Annotated in this window: 24 protein-coding genes; 20 read left to right on the top strand and 4 right to left on the bottom strand. The window is 70.9% G+C overall.

Annotated features, from left to right (window positions below; genetic code table 11):
* The first annotated feature begins 294 nt into the window (after positions 1-294).
* The 7 genes from DFH01_RS23840 (at position 295) to DFH01_RS23810 (ending at position 5,700) form a co-directional block, all read left to right on the top strand.
* Entirely contained in the window at positions 295-840 is a 546-nt protein-coding gene (locus DFH01_RS23840; RefSeq protein WP_109873027.1) for a crossover junction endodeoxyribonuclease RuvC, read from the top strand.
* A complete protein-coding gene (locus tag DFH01_RS23835; protein ID WP_109873026.1) occupies positions 837-1,064 on the top strand; it encodes a hypothetical protein in 228 nt (75 codons plus the stop codon). The genes DFH01_RS23840 and DFH01_RS23835 overlap by 4 nt, the downstream gene beginning before the upstream one ends.
* Positions 1,054-1,608: a hypothetical protein gene (locus DFH01_RS23830; protein WP_109873025.1), complete on the top strand. Its 555-nt coding sequence runs from the start codon at positions 1,054-1,056 to the stop codon at positions 1,606-1,608. Before DFH01_RS23835 ends, DFH01_RS23830 begins: the two co-directional genes overlap by 11 nt.
* A gap of 305 nt (positions 1,609-1,913) precedes the next feature.
* Positions 1,914-3,380, top strand: coding sequence for a site-specific DNA-methyltransferase (locus DFH01_RS23825; protein ID WP_109873024.1), 1,467 nt, complete (start codon positions 1,914-1,916; stop codon positions 3,378-3,380).
* On the top strand, positions 3,370-4,638 hold the full coding sequence (locus DFH01_RS23820; protein ID WP_109873023.1) for a site-specific DNA-methyltransferase: 1,269 nt from the start codon (positions 3,370-3,372) through the stop codon (positions 4,636-4,638). The genes DFH01_RS23825 and DFH01_RS23820 overlap by 11 nt, the downstream gene beginning before the upstream one ends.
* The gene (locus tag DFH01_RS23815) at positions 4,635-5,234 is read left to right on the top strand and encodes a group I intron-associated PD-(D/E)XK endonuclease (protein WP_109873022.1); all 600 of its coding nucleotides are present in this window, start codon (positions 4,635-4,637) and stop codon (positions 5,232-5,234) included. The genes DFH01_RS23820 and DFH01_RS23815 overlap by 4 nt, the downstream gene beginning before the upstream one ends.
* Positions 5,235-5,271: 37 nt before the next feature.
* Entirely contained in the window at positions 5,272-5,700 is a 429-nt protein-coding gene (locus DFH01_RS23810; protein WP_109873021.1) for a DUF1810 domain-containing protein, read from the top strand.
* 80 nt (positions 5,701-5,780) lie between these two features.
* Here DFH01_RS23810 and DFH01_RS23805 read toward each other — a convergent pair whose 3' ends face one another.
* The 3 genes from DFH01_RS23805 to DFH01_RS23795 all read right to left on the bottom strand — a co-directional run bounded on the left by DFH01_RS23805 (position 5,781) and on the right by DFH01_RS23795 (position 7,426).
* On the bottom strand, positions 5,781-6,104 hold the full coding sequence (locus DFH01_RS23805; protein WP_199231380.1) for a c-type cytochrome: 324 nt from the start codon (positions 6,102-6,104) through the stop codon (positions 5,781-5,783).
* An 81-nt stretch (positions 6,105-6,185) separates the two neighbouring features.
* A complete protein-coding gene (locus DFH01_RS28910) occupies positions 6,186-7,091 on the bottom strand; it encodes a DUF3489 domain-containing protein (protein ID WP_233256255.1) in 906 nt (301 codons plus the stop codon).
* 98 nt (positions 7,092-7,189) lie between these two features.
* Complete coding sequence (locus DFH01_RS23795; RefSeq protein ID WP_233256254.1) at positions 7,190-7,426, bottom strand: hypothetical protein; 237 nt, start codon at positions 7,424-7,426, stop codon at positions 7,190-7,192.
* A gap of 122 nt (positions 7,427-7,548) precedes the next feature.
* Between DFH01_RS23795 and DFH01_RS28905 the strand changes: the two genes are divergently transcribed.
* The 13 genes from DFH01_RS28905 (at position 7,549) to DFH01_RS23735 (ending at position 17,845) form a co-directional block, all read left to right on the top strand.
* The gene (locus DFH01_RS28905) at positions 7,549-8,118 is read left to right on the top strand and encodes an elements of external origin (RefSeq protein ID WP_109873019.1); all 570 of its coding nucleotides are present in this window, start codon (positions 7,549-7,551) and stop codon (positions 8,116-8,118) included.
* On the top strand, positions 8,118-10,085 hold the full coding sequence (locus DFH01_RS23785) for a phage terminase large subunit family protein (protein WP_109873018.1): 1,968 nt from the start codon (positions 8,118-8,120) through the stop codon (positions 10,083-10,085). Before DFH01_RS28905 ends, DFH01_RS23785 begins: the two co-directional genes overlap by 1 nt.
* Positions 10,086-10,100: 15 nt before the next feature.
* The gene (locus DFH01_RS23780; protein ID WP_109873208.1) at positions 10,101-10,337 is read left to right on the top strand and encodes a phage head-tail joining protein; all 237 of its coding nucleotides are present in this window, start codon (positions 10,101-10,103) and stop codon (positions 10,335-10,337) included.
* The gene (locus DFH01_RS23775; RefSeq protein ID WP_109873017.1) at positions 10,337-11,797 is read left to right on the top strand and encodes a phage portal protein; all 1,461 of its coding nucleotides are present in this window, start codon (positions 10,337-10,339) and stop codon (positions 11,795-11,797) included. The genes DFH01_RS23780 and DFH01_RS23775 overlap by 1 nt, the downstream gene beginning before the upstream one ends.
* Before the next feature lie 294 nt (positions 11,798-12,091).
* Positions 12,092-12,451, top strand: a complete 360-nt coding sequence (locus tag DFH01_RS23770) for an HNH endonuclease signature motif containing protein (protein WP_199231379.1) — start codon at positions 12,092-12,094, stop codon at positions 12,449-12,451.
* A 2-nt stretch (positions 12,452-12,453) separates the two neighbouring features.
* Positions 12,454-14,499 (top strand): prohead protease/major capsid protein fusion protein, encoded by a 2,046-nt coding sequence (locus tag DFH01_RS23765; protein ID WP_109873015.1) that lies wholly within the window; start codon positions 12,454-12,456, stop codon positions 14,497-14,499.
* A 78-nt stretch (positions 14,500-14,577) separates the two neighbouring features.
* Entirely contained in the window at positions 14,578-14,928 is a 351-nt protein-coding gene (locus DFH01_RS23760) for a DUF2190 family protein (protein WP_109873014.1), read from the top strand.
* Positions 14,925-15,230, top strand: coding sequence for a head-tail joining protein (locus DFH01_RS23755; protein ID WP_109873013.1), 306 nt, complete (start codon positions 14,925-14,927; stop codon positions 15,228-15,230). Before DFH01_RS23760 ends, DFH01_RS23755 begins: the two co-directional genes overlap by 4 nt.
* Positions 15,231-15,244: 14 nt before the next feature.
* A complete protein-coding gene (locus DFH01_RS23750) occupies positions 15,245-15,565 on the top strand; it encodes a phage holin family protein (protein WP_109873012.1) in 321 nt (106 codons plus the stop codon).
* Positions 15,562-16,296 (top strand): DUF6441 family protein, encoded by a 735-nt coding sequence (locus tag DFH01_RS23745; RefSeq protein ID WP_109873011.1) that lies wholly within the window; start codon positions 15,562-15,564, stop codon positions 16,294-16,296. The genes DFH01_RS23750 and DFH01_RS23745 overlap by 4 nt, the downstream gene beginning before the upstream one ends.
* Positions 16,293-16,421: a hypothetical protein gene (locus DFH01_RS29080; protein ID WP_269846291.1), complete on the top strand. Its 129-nt coding sequence runs from the start codon at positions 16,293-16,295 to the stop codon at positions 16,419-16,421. The genes DFH01_RS23745 and DFH01_RS29080 overlap by 4 nt, the downstream gene beginning before the upstream one ends.
* Entirely contained in the window at positions 16,418-16,864 is a 447-nt protein-coding gene (locus tag DFH01_RS23740; protein ID WP_109873010.1) for a hypothetical protein, read from the top strand. Before DFH01_RS29080 ends, DFH01_RS23740 begins: the two co-directional genes overlap by 4 nt.
* Before the next feature lie 24 nt (positions 16,865-16,888).
* The gene (locus DFH01_RS23735; RefSeq protein WP_109873009.1) at positions 16,889-17,845 is read left to right on the top strand and encodes a phage tail tube protein; all 957 of its coding nucleotides are present in this window, start codon (positions 16,889-16,891) and stop codon (positions 17,843-17,845) included.
* A gap of 158 nt (positions 17,846-18,003) precedes the next feature.
* On the opposite strand, the gene DFH01_RS23730 is transcribed toward DFH01_RS23735, so the two are convergent.
* Positions 18,004-20,535 carry a PAS domain-containing protein gene (locus DFH01_RS23730; protein ID WP_158287883.1) on the bottom strand — a complete coding sequence of 844 codons (2,532 nt, stop codon included), beginning with the start codon at positions 20,533-20,535 and terminating at the stop codon, positions 18,004-18,006.
* Positions 20,536-20,575: the final 40 nt, after the last annotated feature.

Genomic DNA, 20,575 nt, shown 5'->3' with positions numbered 1-20,575 from the left:
GAGGACAGAGGAGTTAGGTCCCGAACTCCTCGAATTTCGCACCTAACTCCTCTTTTCGGCAATCCGATCAAGGGTTTGCGGCCAGAGGAGGAGTTAGGTGTTTCATCCACCCCCTACGGGGGTGTGCGTGCGCGCCTCATCGGCGCGCGCACACCACACCTCGGGGAGTGGGGGGCCGCGCGTGGTCCGCCCCGGCCACCACGGCTCCACCCCAAGCCGGGCAGCGACGACGAGCTCCGCCAAGAACCGCGCCGTCGCCGCCCTCACCACGATCATCCCCTCTCGGAGACCACCATGGATCTCGCGACTCTCCCCAAGCCGTCGGCCGACGCAAGCGGCGCCCTGCCCAACCCGGCTCTCTTTCGGCCGCGCAAGCCGGGCATCCTGGCCCTGGATCTGGGCACCACCACCGGCTGGGCCCTGCGCTTCGACACCGGTCGGATCACCTCGGGCGTCGAGACCTTCAAGCCCCGCCGCTTCGAGGGCGGCGGCATGCGCTATGTCCGCTTCGTCGACTGGCTGGTCGAAATCGCCAGGCACGCCCACGGCATCCGTCGTGTCGTGTTCGAGGAGGTGCGCCGCCACGCCGGCACCGACGCGAGTCACGTGTACGGCGGATTCATCGCCACGCTGACCGCGTGGTGCGAGGAGCACGAGATCCCGTACGAGGGCGTGCCCGTCGGCACGATCAAGCGCTTCGCCACCGGCAAGGGCAACGCCGACAAGGCGGCCATGATCGCCGCCATCCAGGCCCGCGGCTTCGCGCCCGCGGACGACAACGAGGCCGACGCCATCGCCCTGCTGCTGTGGGCGACGGACGCAAAGGGTGGACGGGCATGAGGCTGCCCGATGCGCCGCAGCCGCCCCGGTCGTGTCTGGACCTGGCACGCAGCCCGACCACCACGGTGGATCTCGACGCCATGCGCGCCGCGGCATGGCACCGACACGGCGTCGCCGCCCTGGCCGTGGAGGACATCACCGATCCCTGGCTCCGCCAGGCCGTCATCAACGAAGCGAGCCGGCGCTGGGGGCGCCGTCATGGAGGGGACCAGCATGGCCGGTAAGCGCAAGGCAAAACGGGCGACGGCGAAGCACGCAGACCTCGCGAAGCCGTCGAAATGGCGGCTGCAGCACGGCAGCTTCGAGGGGCCGATCCGCACGGCCGATCCCGAGACCGGAACCCCGACGCAGCATCGCCGCGCGGTGGACACGCTTGGGCAGATGCTGGCCAACGGCACCATCACGCCGCAGATGCACGAAGCGGGCGAGATCTTCCGCGGGCTGTTTCGCGCTTCCTGCTTCGACGGTATGTCGACGTCGCAGCTCCTTCGCATCCCGGGCACTCGCGTCGACACGCTGTCGACGATGCAGGTTGAGGCCCGGCGCCGTGTCGCGGCGGCGCTGGATGCGCTCGGTGGGCATGAAAGCCCCTGCGGCTCCTGCGCATGGTTTGTCGTCGGCCTGGAATTCTCGGTCCGCGAATGGGCGATGCGCCAGGGCTGGGCAGGACGGACGGTGCATGGCCCTGTCGGGCAGGGCATCCTGGTCGGGACGCTCGGCACGCTCGCCATGCACTTCGGCCTGACGCCGCGCGCGCAGGCGGCGTGAGCGCGATGGCCGGGGCGCTCTACGTCGCCCCGGCCCCGCTGTTACAATTCACCCTATGGCGGCGCCGAAATCGATGAGGCTAGACTCACGACACGTAGAGAAGGTGCGAGAGCGCCGCGGCTGATCAGCCACAGCGTCGCTCGATCGAGACAGTCGCTCGCGAGCCGCAGGGTCCTTCCTGGGCCCGGCGTATGCGGGGAGCAAGCGCGCGCAAGGTTCCTAGCGCCAGGTTATTTATCGAAGTTGCCGGCAACGGCGCTGTTGCCAGCCGCGGCGGCCATCATTCCACGATCACGCAGGTGCAGATGCCCCAGGCCCCCTGGTCTGCGAGCGCCGTCGAGGCGCGCGCGGTCGCCGCGCTGCTGCCCTATGCCGGCAACGCGCGCACGCATTCCGACGAGCAGGTGGCGCAGATCGCGGCCAGCATCCTCGAGTTCGGCTTCGTCGCGCCGGTGCTGGTGGACGAACGCGGCGAGCTCATCGCCGGTCACGGCCGGCTGCTGGCCGCGAAGTCCCTCGGCCTCGACACCGTGCCGACCATCGTCCGCGCTGGCCTCAGCCACGCGCAGAAGGCCGCATATCGCCTCGCGGACAATCGGATCGCGCTGAACGCAGGCTGGGACGAAGCGCTGCTCGCGGCCGAGGTCGCGAAGCTGCAGGAAATGGGCGGCATCGACCTGGCGCTGGCTGGTTTCGACGGCGCGGAGATCGAGCGGCTGCTGGCCGGGCTGGAAACCGAGCCCGGCAACCTGCCGACGCCGGCAGTTGCCAGCGGCGCCGAGCCGACTCCTGGCAACCAGCCGGACGGGGAGGGCGCGGAGCCGGTGGAGGATCCCGCGGATGCGGAGCCGGAGCCGCCGCGCCAGGCCGTCGCGCGGGTCGGCGACATCTGGCTGCTGGGCGAGCACCGGCTCGCCTGCGGCGACAGCACCAATCGCTCGACCGTCGCGCGCGTGATGGCCACCGATCGGGCGGCGCTGCTGTTCACCAGCCCGCCCTACGGGAACCAGCGCGACTACACCACCGGCGGCGTGTCGGATTGGGATGCGCTGATGCAGGGCGTGTTCGCGCATCTCGACGGCGCGCTGCGCCGCGACGCGCAGGTGCTGGTGAACCTCGGCCTGATCCATCGCGAGAGGGAATGGCAGCCCTATTGGCAGGGCTGGCTGGACTGGATGCGCGCGCAAGGCTGGCGCCGCTTCGGGCTGTATGCGTGGGATCAGGGCCCCGGCCTACCTGGCGATTGGAACGGCCGGCTCGCGCCGGCCTTCGAGCTGGTCTTCCATTTCAACCGCGAGGCGCGGCAGGCGAATAAGATCGTGCCGTGCAAATGGGCCGGCACGCCGAACAAGGGCAGCGGGCTCCGCGCCGCCGACGGCGAGGTGAAGGCCTACACGCATATCGGTTTGCCCGTGCAGGAGATGCGGATCCCCGACAGCGTGCTGCGCATCACCCGCCACAAGGGCCGCGGCATCGAGACCGAGCACCCCGCGGTGTTCCCCGTCGCGCTGCCGGAGTTCCTGATGCGCGCCTACACGGAAGAGGACGACGTGGTGTTCGAGCCGTTCGGCGGCTCCGGCACGACCATTCTGGCGGGCCAGCGCACGGGGCGGCGCGTCCGCGCCATCGAGCTCGCGCCGGCGTATGTCGACCTGGCGATCGCCCGCTGGCGGATGCTGCATCCTGACCTGGCGGTGACGCTGGCCGAGGACGGTCGCGATTACGATACCATCGCTGCCGCGCGCGGGGAGGCCATGGCCGATGCAGCCTGACCTCCAGGTCGAGATGATGCCGGTGGAATCGCTCGCGCCCTATGCCGCGAACGCCCGCCTGCACCCGACCGAGCAGGTGGCGCAGCTGGCCGCCTCGATCGGCGAGTTCGGCTTCAACGTGCCCGTGCTGGTGGACGATGCTGGCGTGCTGATCGCAGGCCACGGCCGCGTCCTCGCCGCGAAGGCGCTCGGCCTCGAGGAGGTGCCCGCCATCCGGCTCGGGCATCTGACCGAGGCGCAGGCGCGGGCCTTCCGGCTGGCGGACAACCAGCTGGCGCTGAACTCCACCTGGGACGAGAGCCTGCTCGCCGCCGAGCTGCGCGCGCTGCGCACGGACGAGTTCGATCTCGGGCTGATCGGCTTCGACTGCGCGACGCTTGATCGCCTGCTGGGCGACGTCGCCGCGGACGCGCCTGCGCCGGGCGGCGGTGATCCCGACGCCCCAGCGCCGGAGCCGCCGGAGGCTCCCGTCACCAGGCCCGGCGATCTGTGGCTGCTCGGGCCGCATCGGCTGCTCTGCGGCGACGCCACCAGCGCGGCGGACGTCTCCCGGCTGTTGAACGGTACGACGCCGCATCTTCTTGTCAGCGATCCGCCTTTCGGCGTGAACTACGATCCCGAGTGGCGCAACGAGGCCGGCGTCTCGGCGACGACGCGAACCGGCAAGGTGGCGAACGACGACCGCGCCGACTGGCGGGAGGCATGGGCGCTGTTTCCGGGTGATGTGATCTACATCTGGCACGCCGGCTCCCGCGCCCGGACCGTCATCGAAAGCCTGGAGGCCTGTGGCTTTCAGGTGCGCGCGCAGATCATCTGGGCCAAGCCGAGGCTGGTGCTCAGCCGCGGCGACTACCATTACCAGCACGAGCCGTGCCTATACGCCGTGCGCAAAGGGCGGACGGGCCACTGGCAAGGAGCACGCGACCAGACCACGCTCTGGCCGATCAGCACGGCGGGCGATGAGGACGCAGCCACCGTGCACGGCACGCAGAAGCCGGTCGAGTGTATGCGGCGTCCGCTCGTCAACAACAGCGAAGTTGGCGATCTAGTCTACGAGCCCTTCAGCGGCAGCGGGACCACGCTCATCGCGGCGGAGACGACTTCACGGTCATGCCTGGCGATGGAGATCAGCGCCGCGTACTGCGACGTGGCGATCGAACGGTGGCAGCGATTGACGAACCGGGCTGCCGTGCTGGCGGGCGAGGACCGCATCTTCGCGGAGGTCGGGGCGGCCCGCAGAAAGGCGAGGGCCGCGTGACGCGCGACGGATCGCTCCTCTTCGAGGCGGACAGCCTGCCGCGCACAGATGCACGGCAGTCGGTTCGTCCGCGTGTGCAGGGGCGAGGCATCCTCCGCGTGAGCCGGGAACTGGAGCTCGGACGCGCGGCGGAGCATCTTGTCTGCGCAGACCTTCTGCTGTCGGGCTGGTCGAGCTATCCGACGGCACAAGGTCTGCCGTACGATCTGGCGGTCGATCTCGGTCATCGCATCGTTCGCGTGCAGGTGAAGTCGAGCTTCTTCGCGAAGAACCCTCAGCCGACCTCGCGCGCGAACCCCGCCTACTTCTATCAGATCCGTCGTGCGGGCCGCGGTGGCGCACGCGTCTATGGCGGCGGCGAGTTCGACATCTACGCGCTGGTCGCCCTCGATCGCCGCCTGATCGCGTACTTCGCGATGGCGGAATTGCCGTGTCAGTCGGTCGTGGTCCGTGTTCCTGGCGGATACTACGGCCATGGTGCCAAGACCGAGCGCGAGTTCGAGGGATCTACCTTTGAACGTGCGTTGCGCGTCGCATTGGAAATTGAGGCGTCAAGCAGCAAAGCCGCAGCCCGCGGGATGCAGGTGGCTGCCTGATCTCGAAGAAGGCGAGCCGACCCGGTAGGCTGGCAGCATGGCAGACCCCTTCGACCTTGAGCGCTTCGTCCAGGCGCAGGCGCCGGTGATGCCCACCGTGCTGTGGGAACTATGCTACGGCCGGAAGCAGACACACTGGATGTGGTTCGTCTTTCCCCAGCTTCGCGCGCTGGGTCAGAGCGAGACCGCGAAGCGGTATGGGCTCTCGTCGCTCGATGAAGCGCGCGCCTACATGGCGCATCCCGTCTTGGGTCCGCGGCTCGTCGACTGCGCCCGGCTGGTGTTGGCGGTCCAGGGTCGGACGGCGCAGGACATCTTCGGGAGCATCGATGCCCTCAAGCTGCACTCGTCGATGACGCTGTTCGCCGCCGCGGCGCCCGACGCGCCTGTGTTCGATGACGTGATCCGCAAATACTACGACGGCGTGCCGGACGAGAGGACGCGCGACCTGCTGGCCGGAGCCTGACAACGCGAAACCGCCGCCCGCGGTGCGCAGGCGGCGGCGTGATCGGCGCTTCTGGCGCCCGTCACCGGGCAATCCGGCTGTCAGCGCCGCAGCGTCCTCAGGTACGCCAGAAGATCGGCAATCTGCGCCGGTTCGAGCTGGAACTCCGGCATTGCGGCATGACCCGTGCCAATTCCCTCCGCGAGCGCCTCGGCGAGCTGGTCGACGGGATACCGCCGGTGCAGGTCACGAAAGGCGGGCGCTGCGGGAAGTGCACTGGTCCCTGTCGCACCGATGGCGTGGCACCTTGCGCAGTTTGCCTCTGCGAAAGTTCGGCCAGCTTGCGGGCGTCCTTCCTGTGCCGAAGCACCAGCCGCACCGATGAGGACGGCGAGGAGAGGGAGCGCGCGGGGCAGCGTCAGCAAGGCGTGACTCCTGGATCACTGCGCGATGCTACCGTGCGAGGCGGGGCGGCGCCATGCGCTGGCGTCACCCCGCGGCGGCCATCAGCCTGCCACCCGATAGATCGAGTAGGACCCCTTCGCGCCTTCCTTATTGGGGCCGACCTGGCGGACGCGCTCCAGCACTTGCACCTCGATCCCTTGGCGCTTCTTGAGGCCGGCGAAGAAGCCCCTGACCGTGTGACCCTGCCAGCCGGTGGCCTCGCAGATCTGCGCGATGGTGGCGCCCTCCTCCCGGCGGAGCATCGCCAGCACCGTCTCCTGCTTCGTCCCCTCGCGCGGCTTCCGCGGCGCGCCGGGCTCGCGGGCGGCGCGGGGCGGCTTGCCGGCCAGGGCGGCGCGGAGCGCCTGCATCGGGCCGTCGAGGGCGGCGATGATGTCCGTCTCGCGATTGGCCTCGTCGTCCCAGGCGGCCAGCACCGCCGCGGCGGCGTCGCGCAGGTTGGCCCGCGGGGCAGGCGTGGCGAGGGCGGCGTCCAGCAGGGCGAGATCCTCAACCCGGCCGCCCTCGTCGGGCGCCGCGGGCGCGCCCTGGGCGGCGTCCGGCGGCGGGGCGTCCTCACCCTGCGGCGTGGCGTCTTCCCCGTCCGTGGGCGCCGTGTCGGCCACCGGCGCGGCGGCCTCCGCGGCGCGGCGCTCGGCGTTGCGGCGCGCGATGGCGTCGGCGCTCTGCTCGTCCTGCTCTGGTGCGTCGCCCGCGTTCGGGTCGATGCCGATGGCGCGCAGCCCGTCGTCGGTGATCTTCAGCAGCATCTCGTCGCCGTCCACCGTCCACTTCGCGACCGCGTCGTAGGCGGGCCGGTGCACGCCGATCACCAGGTCGTTCTTCAGCAGCGCCTGCGCCACCTTCTGCCGCGCGCCGGCGGGCAGCCGCTCGGGCGGGTAGGCCAGGTGCTCGGGGTGCTGCGCGGCGGCGGTGAGGATGGCGCGCTGCGTGTCGGAAAGCTTCATCGTCTTGGTCTCCGGTTGCGGGAGCCGACCCTCGGCCCCCTACTGCCGGGAGCCCCGCCGGCGCGCGCCGGTCGGGGCGGTGCGGGAGGCGCGCCGCGTCAGGCGCTGTATTCGCCGCGCCGGAAATGCTGGTCGGCGATGTCCTTCAGCTTCGCGGTGGCGTCGGCCAACCAGGCGGCCTCGCCCCAGAGCACCGTCTCGGGATCCGCGCCGAAGTTTTCCGCGCTGGCCTGCCGCAACTCGGCGAGCAGGGCGTCGAACTCCGCCTTGTGCTTGAGGAAGGCGGCGAGGCTGCGCTCCTGGTTTCGCGCCGCGCGGGCGTCTCGGTCGGTCATGGTGCTCTCCGTCTGCTGCGCGATGCTTCGCGCGTGACGGACCATTCGCGCTGCGCCGGGGGTTGAGCCAAGCGGGATCGAGCGTCGCGTTGCTGCTATGAATCGGGAGTTCTGATCACATCATGATCGCCGTCGCGCAGCCGGGCCGCGTGGCCTCGCAGCGCGAGGTGGCGCGACGCCTCGGCGTCTCCCACACGGCGCTGCAGAAGGCGCAGCGCGCCGGCCGCATCGCGCCCGAGGCCGACGGCGTCTGGGACGTCGAGAAGGTTCGCGCGCGGCTCGCCGACAGCAGCGATCCCGTCCGCAGGACGGCGACGCTCGCGCAGCCGACGCCGGCAGCACCGCGGCCGGTCTCGCCGCCGATCGCAGCGCCCGCGCCCGATCCGCTGCCGCGGGCCGCGGGCAGCACGTTCCACGACGCGAGGACGGCGAACGAGGTGCTGAAGGCGCAGGAGCGCCGGCTGCGGCTCGAAGAGCGCAAGGGCAAGCTGGTCGACAAGGCCCGCGCGCTGCTGCTGGTGCACCGCCTCGCAAAGGAGGAACGCGACGCCATCCTCGCCTGGCCGGCTCGCGTCGCCGCCGAGATGGCGGCAGAGCTCGGCGTCGACGCGCACCGGCTGCAGACCATGATGGACACGCGCCTGCGCGAGCACCTCGCGACGCGGCACGATGTGCGGGTGAGCGTCGGGTGATGACGGGCGAACATCTGCTGGAGGAGCTCGGCCGCTTCGACGGCGACGCCGAGATCCTGCAGGCCTGGCGCGACGGCATGGCACCCGAGCCGGCGCTGCTGGTCTCAGAGTGGGCGGACAAGCACCGCGTGCTCGGCAGTCGGGGCTCGGCAGAGCCCGGGCCGTGGCGCACGGTCCGCACACCCTATCTGCGCGAGATCATGGATGCGCTGTCGCCGGCGCAGGCCGCGCGGCGCGTGGTGTTCATGAAGGGCGCGCAGGTCGGCGGTACGGAATGCGGCAACAACTGGATCGGCTACGTCATCCACCATGCGCCCGGGCCGATGCTTGCCGTGCAGCCCACGACGGAACTGGCGAAGCGCTTCTCCGACCAGCGCATCGACCCGCTGGTCGAGGAGACGCCGGCGATCCGCGAGCGGGTCGCGCCGGCGCGGTCGCGGGACAGCGGCAATCGCCAGCTCAGCAAGGAGTTCCCGGGCGGCCAGCTGGTCATGACCGGCGCGAACAGCGCAGTCGGGCTGCGGTCCATGTCGGCCCGGTTCCTGTTCCTCGACGAGATCGACGCCTATCCGGGCGACGTCGAGGGCGAGGGCGACCCGATCGCGCTGGCAGAGGCGCGCGCCCGCACCTTCGGTTGGCGGCGCAAGATGTTGCTCGTCAGCACGCCGACCATCGCCGGGCTGTCGCGGATCGAGCGAGAGTATCTCGCCACCGATCAGCGACGCTACTTTGTGCCCTGTCCGCATTGCGGCCACCACCAGCATCTCCGTTTCGAGCGGCTGCTCTGGGACGAGGGCCAGCCGGAGACGGCGCGGTATCTCTGCGAGGATTGCGACGGGGCGATTGGGGAACAGCACAAGGCGGCGATGCTGGCCGGCGGCGAATGGCGGGCCACCGCCACGGCGACGGACCCGCATGCCATCGGCTTCCACATCTCGGCGCTGTATTCGCCTCCGGGCTGGATGCCCTGGTCGGAGATCGCCCGGCTCTGGCTTGCCGCGCAGGGCGACGACCGGGCGATCAAGACCTTTCGGAATACGGTGCTCGGCGAGACCTGGCAGGAGGCGGGCGAGGCGCCGGACTGGCAGCGGCTCTACGACCGCCGGGAACACTGGCCTGCGGGCACGGTGCCGATGGGCGGGTTGCTGCTGACAGCCGGCGTCGACGTGCAACGCGATCGCCTCGAGGCGAGCCTCTGGGCCTGGGGGCAGGATCGGCAGTCCTGGCTGGTCGAGCACCGCGTGCTGGCGGGCAATCCGTTCGAGCCGGCGGTGTGGGAGGAGTTGCGGCTGCTGCTCGGCGAGACCTGGCGGCATGCCAGCGGACATCGGCTGCCGGTCGCCATGGCGGCGATCGACAGCGGCGACGGCATGACCACCGCGGAGGTTTATTCGTTCGTCCGGCGGGCCGGTGCGGGCCGCGCCATCGCGGTGAAGGGCCAGGATGGGCTGCGCGCCGCCATTGGCCAACCCGCGGCGACGGAAGTCAGGCGCAACGGCCGGAAGCTCGGCGGGCTGAAGGTCTGGCCGGTGGGTTCGTCCTTCCTGAAGGGCGAGACCTATGGCTGGCTGAAGCTGGAGCGGCCGACGGACGAGAGCGGCGATCCGTTCCCGCCAGGCTATGTGCACCTGCCGGCGCATGCCGCGGGCGAGGAATTCTGCCGCCAGCTCACCGCCGAGCAACTGGTGGCGCGCGCCGGCCGGAACGGCTTTCGCCGACTGGAATGGGTGAAGACCAGGGAGCGCAACGAGGCGCTGGACTGTCGGGTCTATGCGCGCTCGGCTGCGGCCGCGATCGGCATGGATGGCTGGGGCGACGGGCGCTGGGCGCGGATGGCGGATGCGCTGTCGTTGCCGGCAGCCGAGCTTCCCACCGGCGGGAATGTCGCTCCGCCACCGCCGCCGGTCACGCCGGACACCCACCGCCCGCGTGGTTGGCTCTCTCCGCGCAGCGGCTGGCTGCGCTGAACAGGGAGGACGATGATGGACCCGACCGTCCTCGCCTGGGCGCTTGCGCAGCCGGCCGGCAGCCGCGCCGGTGCCCTGGCCGCGGCGTACACCGGCGGCACTACTCGGGTGACCTTCGACGGGCGCACGGTGGAGTACCGCAGCCTCGATGAGCTTGGCCGCGCGCTGGCCGTGCTGCGCGGCGCGGAGAGCACCGCTGCGCGCCGGCCCTCCGTCACGTTGGCCAGCTTCTCGCGCGGGGGAAGCAGGTGATGGGCCGGCTTCGGGATGCCTGGAACGTCCTTCGCGGCTATGCCGCGGCGCAGGACCAGCGCGCCTCGGCCTGGGCGCCCTCCGGCGGCAGCGCCACGGCCGAGGTCGGCATGGCTGCGGCGACGGTGGCGCGCCGCGCCCGCGATGCCGTCCGCAACGATCCGTATGCCAGCCGCATCGTCGATCTGTGGACTGGCAATGCCGTCGGCGCAGGCATCACGACGCGCTGGCCGGATGCGGCACACAGCCGCGCCTGGCAGCGCTGGGCAGAGAGCACCGGCTGCGACGCCGAGGGGCGGCTGGATCTCTACGGCCTGCAGGCGCTGGTCATGCGCGCCGTCGTCGAAAGCGGCGAGTGCTTTGTGCGCTTCCTGATGGTGCCGCCCTCGCCCGCCAACCCGATCGGCCTGCGCCTGCAGGTGCTGGAGGCGGATCACCTCGACGTCGCGCGCAACGGCATGCTGGCGGGTGCCGCCACCGTCCAGGGCATCGCCCTCGGTGAGGCGGGCGAACCGATCGGCTACTGGCTACATCGCGTGCATCCCGGCGCGGCCTGGATCCTGCCGGGCGCCACCTGGCTCGGCAGTGAGCGGATCCCCGCCAGCGACGTGCTGCACGTCTATCGCAAGCGCCGGCCAGGCCAGCTGCGCGACGTGTCTTGGCTGGCGCCGGTGCTGCTTCGGCTGCGCGATCTCGGCGACTACGAGGCGGCGCTGCTGATGAAGGCCAAGATCGAGGCCTGCCTGGCGGCGGTCGTCACCGAGGAAGGCGACGAGGCCCTGACCGGTGCCGCCGCCGGCCTGCTCCGTGACGCCCAGGGCCGGACGGTCGAGAGCTTCGAGCCGGGGATGATCCTCTACCGCCGCGGCATGGGATCCGTGGAGGTCGTGAATCCGAGCGGCGGCGGATCGCACGCCGCCTTCGCCCGCCGCGCACTCGAGGCCGCGGCCGTCGGCGCCGGCCTCACCTACGACCAGGTCTCTGGCGATCTGACCCAGGCGAACTACTCCTCGCTCCGCGCCGGCAAGATCGAGTTCCGCCGCCTCTGCGAGCAGGTGCAGTACGGCATGCTCATCCCGATGCTCGTCCGTCCCATCGCGGACCGCTTCCACGCGCAGGGTGCGCTGCTCGGCCTGTGGAGCACAGATATGCCGGACGGCGTCAGCCACGTCCCGCCGGCCCACGAAATGATCGACCCGCTGAAGGACACGACGGCGCTCATCGCGCAGGTCCGGGCCGGTTTCGTGCCGCAGCCCGAGGCGGCCGGCGCCTTCGGCTACGACTTCCGTGCTGCGGTGGAGATGATCCGCGAGGCCAACGCGCTGCTCGACGAGGCCGGCATCTCGCTCGATACCGATCCACGCCGCGTCGCGAAGTCAGGCAGCGCCCAGGACGCGGCGCAGATGGCCGCGGTCGAGATCGCCGCGACGGGTGCCGCGGCGCCGGCACGCACTGAGTAGAAGCGAGGACCTTAGCGGGACGCCAAAGGGCAACATCACTGCCCGTCGGCCCTGGGCAGTGCGGCCCTTGAAATAATCGTCCTGCTCGGCGAAACTCGGAACCATGTTGTCGCCATCGGTGAGAACGCGATGGATCAGCTCTCGGTAGGAGGGCGGTCTTGAAGAGCGCGACGTGAATCTCTGAGCCGGACTCCGGCTTTGTTGGAGACACGCATGTGCTCGAAATCGCTTCGACGACACCGCCATCGGGCCGCTCGACGCCAAGACTATCGCTGCTGGTACTGCACCTTCCCGATGTGGGATGATGATCCCGCCACCTTCGCTCAGCGGCACAGCCTTTCCGTGCGTCTTGCGCGGCGCTTCCGCTGCACAGCGGAACATCTGCAAGCTCGATCGACGGGCGGTACGGACACGCCCGACAACATCGTGGCAGCTTGTGCGCACTGCAATTCGACGCGGCACAAGCGCAAGAGCCCACCCTCGCCCGAAGTTTTCCGCATGCAGGTTGCGAGGCGGATGGAGCGGGGCTGCTGGCATCCTGTGCCGGCACACAGCGCGTTTGCGGTGAGTCGGGAAGCGACGTCGATGAAGGCCGCGGCGATCGCAGCCACCGGCGCCGCGGCGCCGCCGCGCGAGACAGCAGAACAAGGCTGATCATGACCGAGACGACCGAACCGGGCGGCAGCCATGCCGCGCCGGAGCCTGCGGCTGTGCCCGATCGAATGCCCACCGCTGGGCAGTCGATCGTGGCGCATCGCGCCATCACCGCGCCGGCCACCGTCGATCGCGCCGCGCGCACCGTCGAGGTGGTGTGGTCCACCGGCGCGCGGGCCAGGAACTTCGTGCCCGCCCTCGGTCCGATCACCGAGGAGTTGGAGATGTCGCCGAACGCGGTGCGCATGGACGCACTGCGCTCGGGCAACGCCCCGGTGCTGAACACCCATCGCAGCATGGACGCCCGCGACGTGCTCGGCCGCGTCACTGCCGCCCGCCTCGATCGTGGCCGCGGCTACGCCACGCTGCAGTTCAGCAGCGCCGCTGATGTCGAGCCGGTCTGGCAGCGCATCGCCGACGGCACGCTGCGCGCGGTGAGCGTCGGCTATCGCGTGCACCGCTACGAGCCGCGTCCGGACGCGGCGACCGGCACCACCGTCCACCGCGCGGTGGATTGGGAGCCCTTCGAAATCTCCGTCGTGCCGATCCCGATCGACCGCGACGCCGCCGTTCGCGCGCAGGGGGACCAGGGCTCCCCCATGCCCGCCATCGAACCCGCCCTGCCGCACGAGGATTCTTCGACGATGCCCGACACCACCGACGCGCCCGCTGCGCCGGAGCAGCCGGCTCCGCCCGCGCCCGAGGCGGAGCGCACCGCGCCGCCGTCCCCGCCGCCTGCCGACCATGCCGCGGATGCCGTCCGCGCCGAGCGCGGCCGCATCGCCGGCATCGACACCGCCGTCGAGGCCGCCCGGGCCCTCCTGCCAGGCGACAGGGTGGCCGCCCTGCGCGCCGAGGCCGTCGAGCGTGGCTGGTCCCCCGACGACACCCGCCGCGCCCTGTTCGACGCCCTGGTCCGCCACGCGCCCCGTCCCTCGGTGCCGGCCAACCCCGCCGCCCATGGTGGCCCGCCTCGCGCGGAGGTCCTCGACGCCATGGCCGAGGCGATCGCCGCCCGTGCCATGCCCGGCTACCAGCCCGCTGGCGGTGGCCGCCACGTCGAGTTCATGGGCTGGCGCCCCTCCGACATGGTCCGCGAGCTCCTGTCGCTGGACGGACAGACCCAGGTGCCGCGCGATCCGGTGCGCCTGGCCGAGCGCGCCTTCCACACGACGAGCGACTTCCCGGCGCTGCTCTCCGCCGCCGCCAACAAGATGCTGCTGGCCGCCTACCAGCCGGCTGCCCCCACCTACCGCCAGATCTTCCTCCGCCGCGATTTCCGGGACTTCAAGCCGCACCGGCATCTCCGCATCGGCGACTTCCCCATCCTGCAGCCGCTGGCCGAGAACGGCGAGATCCAGGCCGGCACCATGTCCGAAAGCCAGGAGATCGTCCTGCTGCAGACCTTCGCCCGGCGGATCCGGGTCACGCGGCAGATGCTGGTCAACGACGACCTCGGCGCCTTCACCGACTTCGCCGCGATGATCGGCCGCCGCGTCGCCGACTTCGAGAACGCGACGGCCTATGCCCTGATCAACCTGGCGAACGGCGATGGCCCGACGCTCACCACCGGCAACGCCCCGGTCTTTGCGACGGCGGCGGCGCGGGCGAACAAGGCCGCGGCAGGGACGATCCTGAACGAGGACAACATCGCGGTCGGCCGAACCGCCATCATGAAGCAGCGCACGCTGGACGGCCTGCCGATCTCGCTCGGCCGCAGCATGCGTGTCCTGGTCGGTCCGGCGCTCGAGCTCTCCGCGCTGAAGCTCACCGCCGCCATCACGCCCGGGACGTCCGGTGCGGTGAACCCCTATGTCGGGCTGCTGCAGCCGGTGGTGGAGCCGCTGATCTCGGCGAACCGCTGGTATCTCTTCGCGGAGCCGCCGACCACGCCGGTCTACGTCTACGGCTACCTGAACGGCGTCGAGGGCCCGCAGGTCACCACCGGCCCCGTCTCCGGCGTCGATGGCATCGAGGTCAGCGTGATCTTCGACTTCGGTGTCGGCGCCATCGACTGGCGCGGCGCCTGGTTCAACCCGGGCACCTGATCGCTCGACCTTCCCTCGTGAACCGATGCAGAGGCCGCCCTTCGGGGCGGCTTCTGCGTTTCTGGAGATTCCATAGCCATGCGCAACATGATCCGTCCCGAGGCACGCTCCATCCCGATGGTCGTGCCCTATGCCGGGGGCATCCTTTCCGGCCAGGGCATGCTGGTTGGCGCCTTCTTCGGCGTCGCCGCCTCCGATGCCGCGCAGAACGCCACGGTGGAATGCGAAACCCGCGGCGAGTTCGAGCTCGCCAAGGATCCCACGCAGGCGATGACGGCCGGCGCCCGCGTCTTCTGGGACAACACCAACCGCCGCCTCACGACCACCGCGACGGGCAACTTCCAGGTCGGCATCGTCACCGAGGCCGCGCTCGCCGCCGACACCACCGTGCACGTCATGCTCGCGCGCGTCCCGGCCGCGGGGGCGTGACGGCCTTTGACGCCGCACTGGCGGTGCTGGCGGCGGACCCGAACCTCGGCAGCGACGCCACCTGGCAGCGCGGCACAGGGCCGGCCATCGCGCTGCGGGTACTGCGGTCGTCGCCGGACCAGCTGCGCGACGCCTTCGGCACCACGCTGGTGCAGGCCACGGACGTGCTGACGGTGCCGATCGCCGTGCTGCCTGACGTCCAGGCCGGCGACGTGTTCGTCCTCGGCAGCGACATCTTCACGGTCCAGCACGCCGAGCGCGACGCCGCCGGCGTGGCCTGGCGCGTCCTCTGCCAGCGATAGGAGTTTTTTGGGCCATGCCACACAGCAGCCCGACCGGCTGGGCGATCCTGCTCGACCTGCTGCTCGGTGGCGCGGCCGGCCTCGCCGGCGGCTTCGTGCGCTGGAACAACCCGGAGCGGCGCCGCCTCGGCTGGTGCCTGGTCTGGGAGGTGCCCTCCGCCGCGCTGGTCGGCAGCGCGGGCTATGCGCTCGGCGGCCTGCTCGAGTTCAACGAATATGGCCGCTTCCTGTTCGCCTTCGTGTTCGGCTACCTCGGCCAGGCCGCGCTGAACGATCTCGCCGTCGCCCTGCTGCGCCATCGCGCCGGCCTGCCGCCGCGGGATCCGCCAACGTGAGGCTGCGCGCTGCGGTCGGCGACCTGCGGCAGCTGCTCGCGGCCGAGGTGCGTGCCGGCGAGCGCGCGGCCATGTCGGCGATCCGGGTAGAAACCGATCAGGTGAAGGGAGAGCTGCGCCAGCAGGTCACCGGCTCGCTCGGCGGGAACGCCCGCGGCATCGCCAATGCCTGGCGGTCACAGATCTTCCCCCGCACAGGCCAGTCGCTGCGGCCGGCCGGGCTGGTGTGGACGAAGGTGCCCGCCATCATCGACGCCTTCGAGCGTGGCGCGGTCATTCGCGCCAAGGGCGGCCGGAAGTTCCTCGCCATCCCCACCGGCTTCAACGCGGCACGCGGCCGGCGCGGACGCGGCGAGAAGGGCATGCGGGTGACGCCTGCGCAGATGGTCGCGTCGGGCCAAGCGTTCCTGCGGCCGTTCAAGTCCCGCCGCGGCTTCGTCTGGTGCCTGCCGCTCTACGAGGCGCAGGGGATCGGTCGGGGACGCCGCCGCGGGCGACGCACGCAGCTGATCGCCGGCGGCGTGGCCGAAATCGGCACGGGCAACCGGCAGGGTCGCGAGGCCTGGGCGCGCGGCATGCTGGAGCGCGGCATGGTGCCGATGTTCCTGCTGCTGCCGCAGGTGACGCTCACCAAGCGCCTCGACGTGAAGGGCGCCGCCGAGCGCGGCCTGCGCCGGCTCCCCGGCCGGTTCGTCGCGGCGTGGGAACGCGAGAGCGGAAGGGTAGCATGAGCAGGCGTGCGAGTCTCACGCTCGTGGTGACGCTGTCCGTCCTCGGCTGGATCGGCGTCGCTTTCGGACTGGCGCTCACCTGGGTGGCAGGCCGGTTCTTCGCGACGCTGCTGGGCTGGGCATGAGCAAGCGCGAGACGGCGATTGCCGCGCTGCGCGACGTGCTGACGACCGGCCTCGCGGCACGCAGCCCGGCGCCGCTCGTGCTGCGCGCCGAGACGATCCCGCAGCGCATCCCGCTGGGCGGCCTCGTTGTGCTCCGCGATGGCGACACGGTGGACGAGACGGCGATCCTCTCGCCGCTGTCCTGGGCCATCGAACATCGCGCAGAAGTCGAGGTCACCGTCGCGGGCGCCACGCCCGCGGCGCGCACCGCCCTGCTCGACGCCCTGCTCGTCGCCATCGGCGACGCCATCACCGCCGACCGCACCCTGGGCGGTGCCGTCGACTGGGCACAGCCGGGCGCGGCCGAGTTCCAGGACACCGAGTTCGAGGGCGCCGCCGCAGCGCGCTCCGCGCTCGTGCCCGTCACCCTCTGGTTCACCACCGCCGGCTCCGCGCTGGCCTGACACTCTGGCGGAAGGACGAAAGAAATGCCGCGTGCCATCGGCGCCAACTGCCGCCTGCTCATGCTGCCGGAGGAGACCTACGGCAACGCGCCGACGGACGACTTCCGGCGCATGCCCTTCCTCTCCTGCGATCTCGGCGCCGAGCAGCCGCTGCTCGATGCCGATGTCCTCGGCGTCGGAAACGGCCGCGATCCCGCGGCGCCCTTCCTCGACACGGTGACGGTCCAGGGGCAGGTCGTCGTGCCGATGGACCTCATCAACATCGGCCACTGGCTGAGGCTGCTGCTCGGGCCGCCCATCACCACCGGCACCAGCCCGAACTTCACGCACAGCTTCGGCTCGGGCGAACCAACCCTGCCGTCGAACAGCATCGAAATCGGCTATCCCGACGTGCCGAGCTACGATCTCTGCACGGGCGTGCGCGCCGACACGCTGGAGATCGACTTCTCCCCGAGCGGGCCAGCGACGGCGACCTTCGGCCTGATGGGTCAGGGCTCCACGCGCGGCGCGTCGACCTCAGGCGGCACGCCGATCACCGCCGCCTACACCGCCTTCAACAAGGCGCAGGGCGCGATCAGCCGCGACGGCAGCCCACTAGCGCAGGTGACGGGCGCTCGGCTCAGCTACGCGAACAGCATGGAGATGGTGCGGACCATCCGCGCCGACAGGAAGGTGGAAGGCGTGGACGCGGGCATCGCGCGCGCCACGGGCCAGATCACCGCGCGCTTCGCGGACACCACGCTGCTGACGCAGGCGCAGAACGGCGCACCCGCGGAGTTCGAGTTCAGCTACACGATCGATGCGAACCGCAGCCTCATCTTCACGCTGCACGAGGTCTATCTCGCGCTGGCCAAGACGCCGATCGAAGGGCCTGCGGGAGTCGAGGCAAGCTTCGAATTCCGCGCCGCCTACAACGCCACGGCGACGCGGATGATGATTGTCGCGCTGAAGAACCAGCAGGCCGGGATGGAGTACGCATAAGCCCTATCTCATCATCTCAGTCGCCTGACGTCGGCACGAAGTCGACCGAGGCCACTCATGAACGATGGAGGCGAGCCGTCGTCCCACATGGATCGATCTTTGCAACTCCCCCATATCTGTCGATGCGAGAGTCTGCGGGCCGACGTAGCGGGCCGCCATCACATCGCAGAGGTGCGGGCCCGTCCGGATGCCTCGACGTGCCATTCGCACTGTGTCGCGCTGCCGGCAAGAACGCGCGCGATTGGGACCGCGATCTCGCAATCTAGGCCGCCCGCCTCCCAGCGACGCTCGACCCTGCCGCCGAGCTGGGTGCCGAGGGTCGCTTCGAGTACGCGGGAGCCAAAGCCGCGCCGTACTGGAGCCTCGATGATCGGCGGCCCGCCGCGTTCCCGCCAGTTCAGCACCAGCAGGCCAGCGCCCTCCTCGACCCGCCAGGACAGTGAGACGCGACCGCCCGGCACAGAAAGGGCGCCGTGCTTTGCCGCGTTGGTTGCCAGCTCGTGCAGCGCCATTGAGAGCGCCTGCACCGCGTCCGGCGCCAGCGCGACGTCCGGCCCGTCCACGGCGACGCGCCGCACGTCGGGCGCAGCCTCCCCCACCGGCGTCTCGAAGGGAGCCAGCTCGGCCTCGACTAGCGCGCGCAGCGCGGCGCCCTCCCACTTGCCAGCGGCGAGGATCGTATGCGCCCGCGCCAGCGCGGAGACGCGACCCTCAATAGCTCGCGCATAGGCCTCCGGGTCGTGCTTCGGAGTGAGGCGTACCGCCGCCTGCACGGCGGCGAGCGCGTTCTTGGCACGGTGGTCAAGTTCGCGCGTCATCAGCGCCTGCCGCTCCTCCGCGTCGCGGCGCTCGGTGACGTCGAGCCCGACGCCATGAACTCTCAGCGCGCGTCCGGTCTCTGGGTCGTGTACGACCTCGGCGCGCCCGGCGATCCAGCGCAGCGTACCGTTGTCGCGGCGCCGGAATCGGAACTCAACCGCCCAGCCGGTCGCGCGCCCTTCGAGCGCTTCGCGCACCGCCCGCTCGACGCCAGGTAGGTCCTCGGGGTGGATGCCATCGCGCCAGGTCTCGTAAGAGACTGGTACAGCCGGATCGGTGCCGTGCAGGCGGTGGCAGCTCTCCGACCAGAACAGCGCACCCGTTCCGAGGTCCCACTCCCAGGAGCCCACGCCGCCCGCCTCTTGCGCCAGCCGCAGACGCGCCTCGCTCTCGGCCAGCGCGGCCTGTGCGGCCTTCAGGTCGTGGATGTCGGTCGAACTCCCGAACCAGGCCTCGATGCGACCCGTTGCGTCGCGCAGCGGCTCGGCGCGAGCGAGGTACCAGCGGTACTCGCCGTCGTGACGGCGGTAGCGGACCTCGATCTCGTATGTCACGCCCCGCGCGCGCGCCTGGGCCCAGGTCGCCGCCGTGCGCGCGGCGTCGTCGGGGTGCAGTGTTGTCGCCCAGCCGTCCGGCAGCGCGTCCTCTTGCCGCTGGCCAGTGAACTCGAACCAGCGATCGTTCAGGTAGTGGAGCGCGCCGTCCGGTGTCGCGAACCAGACGAAGTTCGGCCCGACATCGACCAGCGCGCGGAAGCGTATCTCACTCTCGGCCAGCGCCGCTGCGCGCTCCGCGACCCGGGCCTCCAGCGTCTCGTTGGCATCCTCAAGGCTATGCTGCCTGCGCAGCACCGCGCCAGCGAGCAGCGCGAGCAGCATCGCCGAGACAGCCGTGATCACCGCTTGCGGCGCGATTTCGCGGCGCCAAGCCGCGATCACCGCCCCGCGATCGCGCGCGGCGGACACATAGACCGGCCAGCTACCGCCGACGCGGCGCAAAGCGGCGATCCGCTCGACGTCGTCCATCGGAGAGCGGGCGCGCACGATGGCGCGCGCGTCACCGCGCGCCATCACCTCCAGCATCGGGCCGCCGGGTAGAAGCCGTGGCTCCGCCGCCGCGGGATCGATCTTGAAGCCAGCTGAGCGGGCCAGCAGCGCGCCGTCCATCCTGATTAGCGCGACGACGTCGTCCGGCGTGGCGGCAAGCGCTGCTAGAGCCGGATTGACGTGGTCGAGATAGGCGGAAGCGTTGACCACACCGTCGTAGGTCCCTGCCGGCAGGCCGTTGCCGGTGCGCTCGCGGCGCGCTGTGACGGCGAAAAAGGCCCGGCCAGTGTCGCGCCCGACATAGACAGGGCTCACATAGAAGGGTGGAGCGTCCGCGGGCCGGAGTACGCGGTTGAATTCCCGGTCCATCATTCGCCGTGAGCGCGCGGCTGGAACAGCTGCGCTGGTCACTAGCGGGTAGGCGTCGCGGTCGTAGACAAACAGATAGAAGGTCTCCCGTTCGGCAGACTCACGCTCGGCGGCGGCGGCGCGCAACGCGGACTGAAGCTCGTCCTCGCGGATGCGGACCTCGGCGTCTGACAGGCCAGCGAGGATGTCGTTCGCCCGCTCGATGCGGAGAAGCTGAGCCTCAAGCAGGCGGCGGGCAAACTCGGCGGCGGCGTCGGCGGTCCGCATCACCTCGGTTTCGGCGCTGCGCCAAGCCGCGTCCCACGACCGCCAAGCGGAGAGTGCGAGCAACAGGGCCGGGACGAGCACCGCCACGAGGAGTGCGGCCCGCAGCCCGCGCATCCGCGACCAGCTGGCAGTGGTGGGGCGATACGCACCCCGGTGCTTCCCACGCAAGGCGGCCACGCTATCGCTCATGGCTCGAGCATTGCCGTGCATGCACAAGTAAGGAAATACG

Source organism: Falsiroseomonas bella, assembly GCF_003173615.1.
Lineage (GTDB): Bacteria > Pseudomonadota > Alphaproteobacteria > Acetobacterales > Acetobacteraceae > Falsiroseomonas > Falsiroseomonas bella.
This window is presented reverse-complemented; position numbering and strand designations above follow the sequence as displayed.